The following is a 13,153-nucleotide window of genomic DNA, read 5'->3' as shown; positions in this document are numbered from 1 at the left end:
ATCTTCATCACCCTATCACCGCCTTTGGGCGACGCCTACTGCCAAAGTTCAATGGAGCCCTTCCCCACCCCGGCTAGCCTTCATCAAAACGTCATAAAGACGTACTACCGTTCAGTGCGCTTTCAAGAATCAATAAATGCACTGCGCCATGGGCGCCCCAGGTCAAAAAAGGAGCTTTTATGTCTCGTTTTACGTTGCGCGCGTTATCGGCCGGTATCGCGGCGGCCACCTTGAGCGTTTCCGCCCAGGCCGCCACCGAGATCACCTGGTGGCACTCCATGGGCGGGGAACTGGGCGAGCGCCTGAGCGAGCTTGCCAGCGACTTCAACGCCACCCAGGACGAGTACCGGGTCAATCCTTCTTATCGCGGCGAGTACGAAGCGACGATGGTCAACACCATCGCCGCCTTCCGCGCTGGCCAGCAGCCCCATATCGTGCAGATTTACGAGGTGGGCACCGGCACCATGATGGCCGCTCGCGGCGCGATCTACCCGGTTTATGAGCTGATGGAAGCGCACGGCAACACGTTTAACCCGGACGACTACCTGCCCGTGGTGACCGGCTACTACACCGACACCGACGGCAATCTGCTCTCCCTGCCGTTCAACTCCTCCACGCCGATCCTCTACTACAACAAGGACGCCTTCGAGGCCGCCGGCCTCGACCCACAAGCGCCGCCGACCACCTGGGCGGAGATGGGCGAAATGGGCCAACAGATCGTCGACGAGGGCGCGGCGTCCTGCGGCTTCACCATGGCGTATGCCGCCAACTGGATCGGCCTCGAGAACTTCTCGGCGCTGCACAACCAGCCGATCGGCACCGAAGAGAACGGCTTTGGCGGCCTCGATACCGAGTTCGAATTCAACGGCGAGGTGCAGGCGCGCTTCTGGGATCAGTTGAAGGAGTGGAACGACAGCGGCGTCTATAGCTACGGCGGCCCGGCCAATGGGCCGGATGCGGCGCCCTCGTTCTACTCCGGCGACTGCGCCATGTACATGAACTCCTCGGCGTCCCGCGCTGACGTGTTGGCCAACTCGGACTTCGAGGTCGGTTTCGGCATGCTGCCCTATTACGACGACGTCGACGGCGCGCCGCAGAACTCGATCATCGGCGGGGCGACGCTCTGGGTGCTCTCCGGCCACGACGAAGACGAGTACGCCGGTGTGGCCGAGTTCCTCGAGTACCTCTCGCTTCCCGAGGTGCAGGCCGAGTGGCACCAGGAGACCGGTTACCTGCCGATCACCACCGCCGCTTATGAGCTGAGCCAGGAGCAGGGCTACTACGACGAGAACCCGGGCGCGGACATCGCCATCGAGCAGATCAACCTGAACGAGCCGACGGAGAACTCCAAGGGCCTGCGCTTTGGCAACTACCCCCAGGTGCGCATGGTGCTCGACGAGGAGTTCCAGGCGGTACTGGCAGGCTCGAAAAGCGGTCAGCAGGCGCTGGACGACGCGGTGCGCCGCGGCAACGAGATCCTGCGCGACTTCGAATCGGCCAATAACTAGACCCTGACGGCGTCCACCCGACCCCGGCCTTCGCGGCCGGGGTTCGTCGTGGAGGCCCTCCCATGGGCCCGGCGCGCCGGGCCCATGGGAGGGCGTTTCCCCAAGCGCTTCGAACCTGCGTTGAACAGGACACACCATGCAGACCAAACGCTCCACCTACCAGAACCGGTGGCTTCCCTTCTTCCTGCTCGCCCCGCAGCTCATCATCACGCTGGTATTCTTCATCTGGCCGGCGAGCCAGGCGGTGAAATCGAGCTTCGAGCGCACCGACGCCTTCGGCTTCAACACCACCTTCGTGGGCCTTGCCAACTACACCCGCGTGCTGGCCGACCCCAGCTACCTGAACGCGCTCGGACGCACCGCGATCTTTTCTGTCTCGGTGACGCTGCTCTCCATGAGCCTGGCGCTGTTGATGGCGGTGTGCGTCAACCGGGTGCTGAAAAGCGCGAAGTTCTACACCACCCTGCTGGTCTGGCCCTACGCCGTCGCGCCGGTGGTGGCCGGGGTGCTGTGGTGGTTTCTGTTCAACCCGACCATCGGGCTTCTGCCGCACCTGCTCGACTGGTTCGGCATCCACTGGAACCACCGCGTCTCCGGCAGCCAGGCGATGATCTTGATCACCATCGCCGCGGCCTGGAAGCAGATCTCCTACAACTTTCTGTTCTTTCTCGCCGGGCTGCAGTCGGTGCCGCACTCGCTGATCGAGGCCGCCGCCATCGATGGCGCCACGCCCTTCAAGCGCTTCTGGAGCATCGTCTTTCCGCTTCTCTCGCCGACCACGTTCTTTCTGCTGATCATCAACATCAACTACGTGATGTTCGACACCTTCGGGGTGATCGACGCCACCACCGGCGGCGGGCCGGGCCAGGCGACCATGACCCTGGTCTACAAGGTCTACACCGACGGCGTGGCGGGGCTCAACATCGGCTCCTCGTCGGCGCAGTCGGTACTTCTGATGGCTATCGTCATCGTGCTCACCTTCATCCAGTTCCGCTACGTGGAACGTCGGGTCAACTACTAACCCCAGGGATTCAACATGGTCGAGAACAGACCCTTTCTGAACATTCTGACCCACCTGGTATTGATTCTAGGGGTGCTGGTGGTGGCATTTCCGGTCTACGTGGCGTTCATCGCCTCGACCCACGAACCCGGCGCCTTCGTGCGCGGGGTGATGCCGCTGCTACCCGGCGAGAACATGTGGGCCACCTACTCGCAAATGCTGGGTTCCGGCTGGCAGGTGGCGGGGGCGCCGCCGGTGTGGCTGATGCTGGCTAACTCGACGATCATGGCGCTGACGATTGCCATCGGCAAGATCGCGATCTCGATTCTCTCCGCGTTTGCGATCGTCTACTTCCGCTTTCCGTTTCGCATGCTGGCGTTCTGGATCATCTTCATCACCCTGATGCTGCCGGTGGAGGTGCGCATCATCCCCACCTACGCCGTGGTGGCGGATCTGGGCATGCTCAACTCCTACGCCGGGCTCACGCTTCCGCTGATCGCCTCGGCCACCGCCACGTTCCTGTTTCGCCAGTTCTTCATGACCGTCCCCGAAGAGCTGATGGAAGCGAGCCGCGTCGACGGCGCGGGGCCGATGAAGTTCTTCAAGGACATACTGCTGCCCGTCTCGATCACCAATATCGCCGCTCTGTTCGTGATCATGTTCATCTACGGCTGGGTGCAGTACCTGTGGCCGCTTTTGGTCACCACCGACGAGGACTTCTACACCATCGTGCTCGGCATCAAGCGCCTGATGGCCTCCTCGGACCGGGTGCCGGCCTGGAACCTGATCATGGCCACGGTGACGCTTGCCATGGTGCCGCCGGTGCTGGTGGTGCTGTTGATGCAGAAACTGTTCGTGAAAGGCCTGACCGAGACGGAGAAATAGCATGGCCAGTATTACCCTCGAAGGGCTGAAGAAAACCTACTCCGGCGATGTGCAGGCGGTAAAGGGCATCGATCTTGCCATCGAAGACGGCGAGTTCGTGGTGCTGGTGGGCCCGTCCGGCTGCGGCAAATCCACGCTTCTGCGCATGGTGGCGGGCCTGGAGACGATCACCGACGGTACGCTGAAGATCGGCGACCGGGTGGTCAATAACCTCGAGCCCGCCGAGCGCGATATCGCCATGGTGTTCCAGAACTACGCGCTCTACCCGCACATGACGGTGTACAACAACCTCGCCTACGGGTTGAAAAACCGCGGCTTCAAGAAGGCGGCGATCGAGGAGCGGGTGCGCAAGGCCGCGAAGATGCTCGAGATCGAGGAGTATCTTTCCCGCAAGCCGCGCAATCTTTCCGGCGGCCAGCGCCAGCGGGTGGCCATGGGCCGGGCGCTGGTGCGCGAGCCGGCGGCGTTTCTGTTCGACGAGCCGCTTTCGAACCTGGACGCCAAGCTGCGTGTGCAGATGCGCGTCGAGATCAAGCAGCTTCAGCGGCGGCTCAAGACCACGAGCCTCTACGTCACCCACGATCAGTTGGAAGCCATGACACTGGGCGACCGGCTGGTGGTGCTCAACGGCGGTCGGATCGAGCAGGTGGGCACGCCCATGGAGATCTATGCCCGCCCCGCCTCGATGTTCGTGGCCGGGTTCATCGGCTCGCCGGCGATGAACATGGTGCCCATCGAGTACCTCTCGAGCCACGGCGCCGGGGAGCTGCTGGCGGATTTGCCGGCCCGGACCGATATTATCGGCATCCGCCCGGACGACATGCGCCTGACCCCGCCGGCGACCCCGCACCTGGTGGTGGAATCCACCCTCGAGCTTTATGAAGCCGCCGGGGCCGAAAGCCACCTCTACGTGCGCTTGTCCGAAAGCGACCAGCCGACGGTGATCCGCGTGAGCGGCCAGCCGCCGGTGAAGGAGGGCGAAACGCTGCGCTTTTACGTCGCGCGCGAAGCGCTCCACCCCTTCAACGGCGACACCGGCAAGCGCACGGGTTAGCGCCCGCCCGCCTACTGGCGGGCGATATCCTTGAGGCGCCCTTCCACCCGGGGCGCGACCTCACCTTTCGCCACCAGGTAGTCCCGCAGCATCTCCCAGTCGGTGTTGCCGACGATGTGGCTGCGGTCGTCGTCATACGCCGCTTCGAGTGCTTCGTGGTTGTCGCCGCCGCTGGCGGTGAAGTTATTGGTGGCGATGACGTAGGTGCGCTCAAGATCGATATCCACGAGCTCGCCGCCCTGGGTCACCTTCAGGCTCACCAGCCGCTCGCCGGCGGGTCGGCGGCTGTCATACTGGATCTCGGTGCCGCCGGAGACCTGCAGGAAGGCACCGCTCTCCTCTGGAGCGCTTGCCAGCGCAATCTCGAAGGTTTCCCAAAGCTCGGCGCCGGTGACGTCCATCAGCGTCAGGCGGTTGCCGAAGGGCTGCACGGCGATCAGCTCGCCCACGGTCACCTCCCCCGCCGCGATCGGCTCGCGAATGCCGCCGCCGTTTTGCAGCGCCAGCACCACCTCCGGATTCACCCGGCGGGCGGCCTTGAGCTGGCCGTCGGCAATCAGGTTACCCAGCGCCGTTTCATCGGCGCGCACGCTACGTTCGTCACCAGCGCCGTGGCGCGGGTTGGCAAGCGCCTCGGCCAGGTGTACGCCCACCCGAGCATCGCGCAGCGCTTCGATGCGCGCGGTGTAGGGGGCAAGCATGGCGGCCGCCTCGGCGTCCGGTTCGAAATCCTCGGCGGCGAGCAGCTCACCCGTGGCCTCCGTTACCACGCCGTCGTCGTCGAAGGTGACCTGCATCACGCCGAGATACTTGCCGTACTCGTTCGCCTGGCCGATCACGGTGGGGCTTTTGGGTTCGCCCAGGTCGTTCTCGGCAATGAGTACCGGCGCATCGAGCCGGGTGTGGCTGTGCCCACCGATGATCACGTCGATGCCTTCCACGTGCTGGGCAAGCAGGATATCGTTACCTACCGCCGGGTCGCTGTCGTAGCCCAGGTGGGTGAGCGCGACGATCTTGTCGATCCCTTGCGCCTGAAACGCTTCGACCATCGCCTCGGCCGCTTCGCGGTAGTCACCGATGGTGACGTTGCCGGGACTCGAGACGGTGTCGCTCGATGGCGTGCTGAGCCCGAAGATACCGATACGCTCGCCGTTCTGCTCAACGACGATGCCGTCGTACAGGTGCCCCGCCCTGGGTTCAAGTTCAGGCTCGCCGTTGATCGAATCTCCCAGCAATTCACCAAATTCGGGGGCGCTCGAGAAGTCCAGATTCGCGCCCAGAATGGGAAAATCCGCCGCCTCGAACAGCGCGGCCAGCGCCTGATGGCCGTGCTCGGGATCGTTCAGGTCGAACTCGTGATTGCCGGGCACGAAGGCGTCGTAGCCCATCAGGTTCATGAATTCGACGGCGTCCTGCCCCTTGAACTCGTTGAAATAGAGCGTGCCGGAGAAGATGTCGCCGGCATCGAGCAGCAGGCCGTCACCAAAGCGCTCCCGCGCCTCGGCCAGCGCGGTGACGAGCGGCGGGTACTGGTCGGTGCGCCCGTGCAGGTCGTTGGTGTGGAAAATGGTCAGTGTATAGGGGGCCGCGTAGGCCGAGGAGCCAAGCAGCCCTACCGCCACGCCTAGCACTACTCGCTGGGTAATAAAACGCATCCGTATGGTTCCTTTTTTGTCAGTAAAACGGTGGCACGGGCCGGCGTCCAGTTTGGACACGCTCTGCTCCCTTGACTACCTTTTGATCAGTACAACCTGCGCAGTAACGAGGTTTGATGACAGGATAAAAAATAAGGGTTCCATGGAGGAATGCCCAGATGAATCGACCGTGCACGATTACGTTTGATGGTAAGCGCTTGACGGGTAACGCGGATGAGCCGCTTATCGATTTTCTCGAAGGGCACGGTATTGCGCTTCCCAGCGTGTGCTATCACCCGGCGCTAGGCGCACTTGAAACCTGCGACGCCTGCTGGGTCGAGGTAGAGGGTGAATTGACGCGCGGCTGTACGCTGCGCACTTTTGAAGGCCTGGCCATCTCGAGCCGTGATACCCAGGCCACCGCCGCCCGCCACGAGGGCATGGACCGCCTGCTGGCCAAGCATGAGCTTTACTGCACCGTGTGCGAAAACAATAACGGCGATTGCCGCGTGCATAACGCCGTGGTCGAGATGGACATCCCCATCCAGCGCTACGAGTTCAAGCCCAAGCCCCACCCCAAGGATACCTCCAGCCCGTTTTATACCTACGACCCGGACCAGTGCATTCTCTGCGGCCAGTGTGTCGAGGCGTGCCAGAACGTCGAGGTCAACGAAACCCTGAGCATCGACTACTCGAGCGAACACCCGCGCGTTTTATGGGATGGCGGCAAAGCGATCAATGACTCGAGCTGCGTACACTGCGGCCACTGCGTCACGGTATGCCCGTGCAACGCGCTGCAGGAAAACAGCATGTTTGGCCAGACAGGCCCCTTTACGGCGCTGCCCTGGTCGCTCAAGCGCCCCATGATCGAGATGGTCAAGGAGGTCGAGAAGACCATCAGCGCCAAACCCATTACGGGGGTTTCCGAACTGGACGCCACCTGGCGCCAGCCGGGCATCAAGCGCACCAAGACCGTGTGTACCTACTGCGGGGTGGGCTGCTCGTTCGAGATGTGGACCCGTGACCGGCACATTCTGAAGGTACAGCCCACCGAGAGCGCCCCCGCCAACGGCATTTCTACCTGCTTGAAGGGCAAGTTCGCCTGGGATTTCGTCAACAGTAAAGAGCGCCTGACCACGCCCTTGATTCGCGAGAACGGCCGCTTTCGCGAGGCGAGCTGGGATGAGGCGCTCGATCTCGTCGCCAGCCGGCTTCTAGAGGTGCGTGACACCCACGGCCCGCAAAGCCTGGGCTTTATCGGCTCCAGCAAGGCGAGCAACGAAGAGGCGTATCTCACCCAGAAGATCGCCCGGCTGATCATCGGCACCAACAGCGTCGACAACTCCTCGCGCTACTGCCAGAACCCGGCGACCAAGGGGCTGTTTCGTACCGTGGGCTATGGTGGCGACGCCGGCACCATCCAGGATATCGAACAGGCCGAGGTGGTCGTGCTGGTGGGCAGCAATACGGCGGAGAACCATCCGGTCATCGCCTCGCGCATCAAGGCCGCGCAGAAGCTGCGCGGCCAGAAGCTGGTGGTCTTCGACCCGCGCAAGCATGAAATGGCCGAACGCGCGAATCTGTTTCTGCGCCCCAACAGCAGTACCGATTTGATCTGGGCCTCGGCGCTGTCGCGCTACATGTTCGATAACGGGTTGGCAGATGAGGAGTTTCTGAGCCGCTGGGTGAACAATGTCGAGGCCTACCGCGCATCCCTGGCGCCCTTTACGCTCGAGTTCGCCGAACAGAAAACCGGCATTCCCAAGCAGCAACTGATCGACGCCGCCGAGCTGATCGGTCGCGCCAAGAGCGTCTGTCTTCTGTGGGCCATGGGCATTACCCAGCATAGCCACGGCTCGGACACCAGCACCGCGCTCTCCAACCTGCTGCTGGTCACTGGCAACTACGGCAAGCCCGGCACCGGCGGCTATCCGATGCGCGGGCATAACAATGTTCAAGGCGCCAGCGACTTTGGCTGTCTGCGCAACATGTACCCGGGCTATGAGAAGGTCACCGATGAAGACGTCCGCAAGCGGTGGGCAAAAGGCTGGGGTGTCGAACCAGACCAGCTCTCACTGAACGAGGGGTGGGGTAACTTCCTGATGGTGCAGGCGGCGTCTGAAGACAAGCTCAAGGCGATGGTCATCATCGGCGAGGAGACGGCGTTCTCCGACGCCAATACCCATAACGTCCACTCCGCGTTCGAAAGCCTGGATTTCATGGTGGTGCAGGACATGTTCTTGAGCCGCACCGCTCAGTTTGCCGATGTGGTGCTGCCGGCCTGCCCCAGCGTCGAAAAAGAGGGCACCTTTGTGAACACCGAGCGGCGTATACAGCGCTTTTACCAGGCGCTGGAGTCACTGGGCGACAGCCGCCCGGACTGGCGTATCCTGACGGATCTTGCCGCGCGCATGGGCCATGACTGGGGCTACACCCACCCCAGCGAAATCATGGCAGAGTGCGCGTCGATCTCACCGCTGTTCGCCGGGGTCAGCTACGAGCGCCTGGAAGGCTGGAAATCGCTGCTCTGGCCGGTTGCCGCCGATGGTACTGATACGCCACGGCTGTATACCGACGGTTTTCCGACCGAAGATGCCAAGGCCAGCCTGTTCGTTCTTGAATGGCAGGAGCCTCTCGAGGCTGCAGATGACGAATACGCGTTCATGCTCAACAACGGCCGCCTGCTGGAACACTTTCAAGGTACCAACCAGACCGGAAAATCGCAGGGCATCTGGGACCAGGTACCCGGCAGCTTTGTCGAGGTAAGCCCTGAGCTGGCGGCCGAGTACGACATCCAGGACGGCACCTGGGTACGCATCACCTCCCGGCGGGATAGCCATGAATTTCCCGCACTGGTCACCGATCGAGTGGCGGGCAAGACGCTCTATCTACCGATTCACTTTGGCAAGCCCGGGGTCAACGGGTTGACCGGCGAGCATACCGACCCGGTCGTTCACACCCCCGCCTACAAGGAGACGGCCGTCAAGCTCGAGGTGCTCGACAAGCGTGGCGCCCCGCCCCTGCCCAGCACCAATTACCGCTTTGGCAAGCGCACGCCCAACGAAGGCGTGGCCGTCGAGGTCAAGTGGGCCAATGATGATTATCGGCTGCCCCCTGCCCACCAAACGAATCCGAGGAAAATGTAATGGCCGAACGAATTTCCCATGACGTGACGCCGCCCAAGATCGGCCCGGATGCCCAGGAAGAGCTGGACAGACTCGTGCAGACGCTTCATGAACACGGCGTACTGCGGTTTGCCAACGATGTGGTGGCGTCCAACCAGGAGTTGCTGCGCATTCTGGTCGGCGGGCTGAACAAGCAAGGCTCGCTCAACGCCATTCAAAACCTGTCAGTGATCGCCATGACGCTGTCTGCACTACCGCCGGAGCGCTTTTACCAAGTGATGTCTGCCCTTGGAGAAGGCATCGAGCAGGTCGGCAACCACCGCCACGACGAAGCGCAGGGGCATGCCCCCAGCGCCAGAAGCCCGCAGAAGGATCCAGAAAAGGACAGTGCTCCCGGCATCACCGGCCTCTACCGCATGCTCCATGATGACGAGCTGTGGTATGCCATCAAGCCGATCCTGGCAGGGCTGCGTGCTTTTTCGGAGCGGCTCGACAGACCCGTGGACAAGCCGGTCACCGACGTTACCGGCAAACCCACCGAAGGCCCATGAGATGGGTAACCCCTTGGCGCTCCGGCAGGGAGGCGACCAGCGCAAAGCCCACCCTTTGACATATCCAGCTGAGTTTCTAGGCTTAGAGGCACGCGCAATCTAAGACTTTAGATTAACGACACCTTCGATCAACAGGGAAGCTATCGAGATGAAATATCGTCCTCTGGGCAAGTCAGGGCTGCTGGTATCTGAAATCGTGCTGGGCACCGTGCCATTTGGCGGCAGCGGTGGCTTCGAGAAGGCGGCCAGCGTCGATGTAGCAGGCGCGAAGCGCCAGATCGACCTGGCCATCGATGCCGGGGTCAATCTGATCGACACCGCCGATCTTTACTCCATGGGCGAATCCGAGGAGATCGTCGGAAAGGCCTTGGGTGAAAAGCGTAACGATATCATTCTGGCCTCCAAGGCGCGAAGCCCCTTGGGTGACAACCCCAACCACAGCGGTTTCTCGCGTTATCACCTGATCAACGCCTGCGAGGCAAGCTTGAAGCGCCTGGGCACCGACCACATCGACCTGTACCAGATACACAACTGGGACGGCGTGACGCCTATCGAAGAGATGCTGTATGCGCTGGATCACCTGGTGCAAAGCGGCAAGATCCGCTATTACGGCACCTCCAACTTTACCGGCTGGCAGATGATGAAGGCCATCGGCAAGGCCGAGCTTCACAATCTGACAGGCCCCATCAGCCAGCAGATCTACTACACGCCGGAAGCCCGCGAGGCGGAGTACGAGCTGATGCCGCTGGCCATCGACCAGAACATCGGCACGCTGGTATGGGGGCCGCTGGGCGAAGGCCTGTTCAACGGCAAGGTGCGCCGCGGCCAGAAAGCCCCGGAAGGCACCCGCCAGGGCAACGGCTGGCCCGAACCCTACGTGCATGACATGGAGCGCGCTTACGACATCATCGAGCTTTTAGCCGAGATCGCCGAGACGCACAATACGTCCATCCCGCGCACCTGCCTTGCCTGGCTGAAGGATCGTCCGGGCGTGACGTCGCTGATCGTGGGCGCACGTAACGAAGAGCATTTGAAGGACGACCTGGCCGCCGCCGAGCTTGCGCTGAGCGATGAAGAGATCGAGCGTATCGAAGCCGCCACGCGTCCAGCCCCGCAGTACCCCTACTGGCACCGGGTCGTGGCAGGCATGGACCGTATCGACAAGGCCGAGAAACCGTTTATCGACAACTACCGCAAGACCATCGATAAGCGCGACGACGAGCGTTGATACTGACACGCCCGAAAGCCTTCCCGGCTTTCGGGCGTTGCCTGGTGAGCATCAACCATTAATGAAACTGCTGCTGTGCCCCTGCATGCGGTAAAAATAATTAATTTTTTTGGCCATCGTTTTTCAGCCCCTCGCAGACTGCGCTCGTTGCTTGCCCTGGTGGCGAGGTTCGCGGAGAAAACCTGTCTCACTTCTTTAAAACAATTATTAGTCAAAGACTTACATTATACCTTCAAGATTTCACATAAACGCCATGTGGGCTTAACAAGCGAGTGTTAATAACAAACCGAGCAAAAAAGCTAAGTATTGCTCGCCATTTTGTCATCGCTTGTTCACTCGCCTGACTTGGCAGTGTCACCGTCTCTGACCACACTGCATTAAAATGTGATTAAGGGACGGATCGCTTATGCGGCTTTGCATTGTCAGCGAAACCTGGGCGCCGGAGATCAACGGGGTTGCGCATACGTTGAGCCGACTGCATCAGGAGCTCTTTCGCCAAGAGGTCTGCGTGGACGTGATTCGTCCCCGGCCACGCACCACGGCGCAGGCCGTAAACGTCGGCCAGGAACTGCAGGTCAATCGCTGCGCCATGCCCGGCTACACGGATGTTCAGGTCGGCTTGACACGCCCTTCTACCCTTCGGCGCTTCTGGCGCGAGCATCGTCCGAACGTGGTTTATCTTGCCACTCAGGGCCCGCTCGGCTGGGCAGCGCGTCAGGCTGCCCGGCGGCTGAACATTCCGCTGGTGGCCGGTTGGCACACCAATTTCGACCACTACTGCCACGACTACGGCGTGCCCTGGCTTGCCGCGGCCACCCGGCGCTATTTGCGCTACTTCCATAACGGCTGCGAGCTGACGCTGGTACCGACTCACCTTCAGGCACAGACCCTGCGCGAGCAGGGTATTCACAATGTCCACGTGATGGCGCGAGGGATCGAGGGCGAGCGCTTTTCACCCGACCACCGCGACATGGCCTTGCGCCAGCAGTGGGGAGTCAGCCTGCATCAACCTGTCGCGATTTATGTGGGCCGCCTGGCGCTGGAGAAAAACCTCACCTTGCTGCAGGAAACCCTGCAGGCCATGCGCGAGGTGCGCCCGGACATGGCCCAGGTGATCGTGGGCGATGGCCCGGCCCGTGCGCAGCTCGAAAAGGCGCTTCCCGAGGCGCACTTTACCGGCTTCGTGGAAAAAGAAGAACTTGCCCGCTACTACGCCAGCGCCGACCTGTTCATCTTCCCTTCGCTCTCTGAAACCTGGGGCAACGTGGTAGCCGAGGCCATGGCAAGCGGGCTGGCGGTCGTGGCGTATCGTCATGCGGCGAGCGCCGAGTTGATCGAAAGCGGCCAGAACGGTATTACCGTCGCCCCGGAAGATAGCGACGCCTTTCAGCAGGCGGCCGTCGAGCTTTGCCAGCATCCGGCCGACTACGCAAGGCTTGGCCGCGTTGCGCGCCTGCGTGCGCTCGAGCAGAGCTGGGCAGGTATTGCCGACCAGTTCCTGCAGTACCTTCACCAGGCCCAGGAGGCTTACCATGCGCCCACGCCCGCTTGTCGTGTTCGATCGTCTTGATCTGCTGGAGTGGCAGCTTTGCCAGCGCGTTACCCGACTGAACCTGTTTCGTCCCTGGCGAATCACCCTGCAGACGGCGAGCCGCTTGGGCGACTGGCCGGTGTGGGTACTGTTGATCGCCGCCCAGCCCTGGCTTCAGCCCGACGGTACCTGGCGCATGATGCAGTACGCCAGCATCGCGCTGCTGGCCATGGTGGTATATCGGCTGATCAAGACGCGCCTGTGCCGCGAACGGCCGTTCATCACGTACCTTGGTGGCGTTCACTGCGGCGAACCCGCCCGTGACCGCTACAGCTTCCCAAGCGGACACACCATGCACGCCGTGCTGTTCAGCGTGCTGGTGGCCGCCCATACGCCCTGGCTGCTGCCTATCGTACTGCCGTTGGCACTGTTGATTGCCATTTCTCGCGTGGGCCTTGGCCTGCACTACATCAGTGATGTCATCGCCGGCGGTGCCATCGGTTATGGCTTTGCCTTTCTTAGCCTCTACTGGATGGGGTGACCTGAACACTTCGCCAATTCAAGCATTAAGCGCTAGATTTAAACCAACCAAGTCATTTCAGGTCTTGCCAAGGTTCATGGCCCTGGCATTCATTAA

Annotated in this window: 10 protein-coding genes; 9 read left to right on the top strand and 1 reads right to left on the bottom strand. The window is 61.8% G+C overall.

The window, feature by feature from the left end; all coding sequences use genetic code 11:
• Nucleotides 1–179: 179 nt before the first annotated feature.
• The 4 genes from ugpB to HW452_RS15180 all read left to right on the top strand — a co-directional run bounded on the left by ugpB (nt 180) and on the right by HW452_RS15180 (nt 4,447).
• Nucleotides 180–1,508, top strand: a complete 1,329-nt coding sequence (gene ugpB, locus HW452_RS15195) for a sn-glycerol-3-phosphate ABC transporter substrate-binding protein UgpB (protein ID WP_224106944.1) — start codon at nt 180–182, stop codon at nt 1,506–1,508.
• Nucleotides 1,509–1,644: 136 nt separating this feature from the next.
• Nucleotides 1,645–2,529: a sn-glycerol-3-phosphate ABC transporter permease UgpA gene (gene ugpA, locus HW452_RS15190; protein WP_224106943.1), complete on the top strand. Its 885-nt coding sequence runs from the start codon at nt 1,645–1,647 to the stop codon at nt 2,527–2,529.
• 15 nt (nt 2,530–2,544) lie between these two features.
• Nucleotides 2,545–3,393: a sn-glycerol-3-phosphate ABC transporter permease UgpE gene (gene ugpE, locus HW452_RS15185; protein WP_224106942.1), complete on the top strand. Its 849-nt coding sequence runs from the start codon at nt 2,545–2,547 to the stop codon at nt 3,391–3,393.
• Nucleotide 3,394: 1 nt separating this feature from the next.
• Complete coding sequence (locus HW452_RS15180; RefSeq protein ID WP_224106941.1) at nt 3,395–4,447, top strand: sn-glycerol-3-phosphate import ATP-binding protein UgpC; 1,053 nt, start codon at nt 3,395–3,397, stop codon at nt 4,445–4,447.
• Between the two features lie 11 nt (nt 4,448–4,458).
• Here HW452_RS15180 and HW452_RS15175 read toward each other — a convergent pair whose 3' ends face one another.
• A complete protein-coding gene (locus tag HW452_RS15175; RefSeq protein WP_224106940.1) occupies nt 4,459–6,102 on the bottom strand; it encodes a bifunctional metallophosphatase/5'-nucleotidase in 1,644 nt (547 codons plus the stop codon).
• A gap of 158 nt (nt 6,103–6,260) precedes the next feature.
• On the opposite strand from HW452_RS15175, the gene fdhF reads away from it, so the two are divergent.
• The 5 genes from fdhF (at nt 6,261) to HW452_RS15150 (ending at nt 13,057) form a co-directional block, all read left to right on the top strand.
• The gene (gene fdhF / locus HW452_RS15170; RefSeq protein WP_224106939.1) at nt 6,261–9,227 is read left to right on the top strand and encodes a formate dehydrogenase subunit alpha; all 2,967 of its coding nucleotides are present in this window, start codon (nt 6,261–6,263) and stop codon (nt 9,225–9,227) included.
• The gene (locus HW452_RS15165) at nt 9,227–9,757 is read left to right on the top strand and encodes a DUF1641 domain-containing protein (RefSeq protein WP_224106938.1); all 531 of its coding nucleotides are present in this window, start codon (nt 9,227–9,229) and stop codon (nt 9,755–9,757) included. The genes fdhF and HW452_RS15165 overlap by 1 nt, the downstream gene beginning before the upstream one ends.
• A 148-nt stretch (nt 9,758–9,905) precedes the next feature.
• Entirely contained in the window at nt 9,906–10,985 is a 1,080-nt protein-coding gene (locus HW452_RS15160) for an aldo/keto reductase (protein WP_224106937.1), read from the top strand.
• Nucleotides 10,986–11,391: 406 nt separating this feature from the next.
• Nucleotides 11,392–12,555, top strand: coding sequence for a glycosyltransferase family 4 protein (locus tag HW452_RS15155; protein ID WP_224106936.1), 1,164 nt, complete (start codon nt 11,392–11,394; stop codon nt 12,553–12,555).
• Nucleotides 12,518–13,057 (top strand): phosphatase PAP2 family protein, encoded by a 540-nt coding sequence (locus HW452_RS15150; protein WP_224106935.1) that lies wholly within the window; start codon nt 12,518–12,520, stop codon nt 13,055–13,057. Before HW452_RS15155 ends, HW452_RS15150 begins: the two co-directional genes overlap by 38 nt.
• Nucleotides 13,058–13,153: the final 96 nt, after the last annotated feature.

The sequence above is a fragment of the Vreelandella aquamarina genome (assembly GCF_020075495.1).
Taxonomy (GTDB): Bacteria; Pseudomonadota; Gammaproteobacteria; order Pseudomonadales; family Halomonadaceae; genus Vreelandella; species Vreelandella aquamarina_A.
This window is presented reverse-complemented; position numbering and strand designations above follow the sequence as displayed.

What these genes read in the sequence shown, in the direction of transcription:
- ugpB (WP_224106944.1), top strand. Translation starts at nt 180, where the DNA reads ATGTCTCGTTTTACGTTGCGCGCGTTATCGGCCGGTATCGCGGCGGCC.
- ugpA (WP_224106943.1), top strand. Translation starts at nt 1,645, where the DNA reads ATGCAGACCAAACGCTCCACCTACCAGAACCGGTGGCTTCCCTTCTTC.
- ugpE (WP_224106942.1), top strand. Translation starts at nt 2,545, where the DNA reads ATGGTCGAGAACAGACCCTTTCTGAACATTCTGACCCACCTGGTATTG.
- HW452_RS15180 (WP_224106941.1), top strand. Translation starts at nt 3,395, where the DNA reads ATGGCCAGTATTACCCTCGAAGGGCTGAAGAAAACCTACTCCGGCGAT.
- HW452_RS15175 (WP_224106940.1), bottom strand. Translation starts at nt 6,102, where the DNA reads ATGCGTTTTATTACCCAGCGAGTAGTGCTAGGCGTGGCGGTAGGGCTG.
- fdhF (WP_224106939.1), top strand. Translation starts at nt 6,261, where the DNA reads ATGAATCGACCGTGCACGATTACGTTTGATGGTAAGCGCTTGACGGGT.
- HW452_RS15165 (WP_224106938.1), top strand. Translation starts at nt 9,227, where the DNA reads ATGGCCGAACGAATTTCCCATGACGTGACGCCGCCCAAGATCGGCCCG.
- HW452_RS15160 (WP_224106937.1), top strand. Translation starts at nt 9,906, where the DNA reads ATGAAATATCGTCCTCTGGGCAAGTCAGGGCTGCTGGTATCTGAAATC.
- HW452_RS15155 (WP_224106936.1), top strand. Translation starts at nt 11,392, where the DNA reads ATGCGGCTTTGCATTGTCAGCGAAACCTGGGCGCCGGAGATCAACGGG.
- HW452_RS15150 (WP_224106935.1), top strand. Translation starts at nt 12,518, where the DNA reads ATGCGCCCACGCCCGCTTGTCGTGTTCGATCGTCTTGATCTGCTGGAG.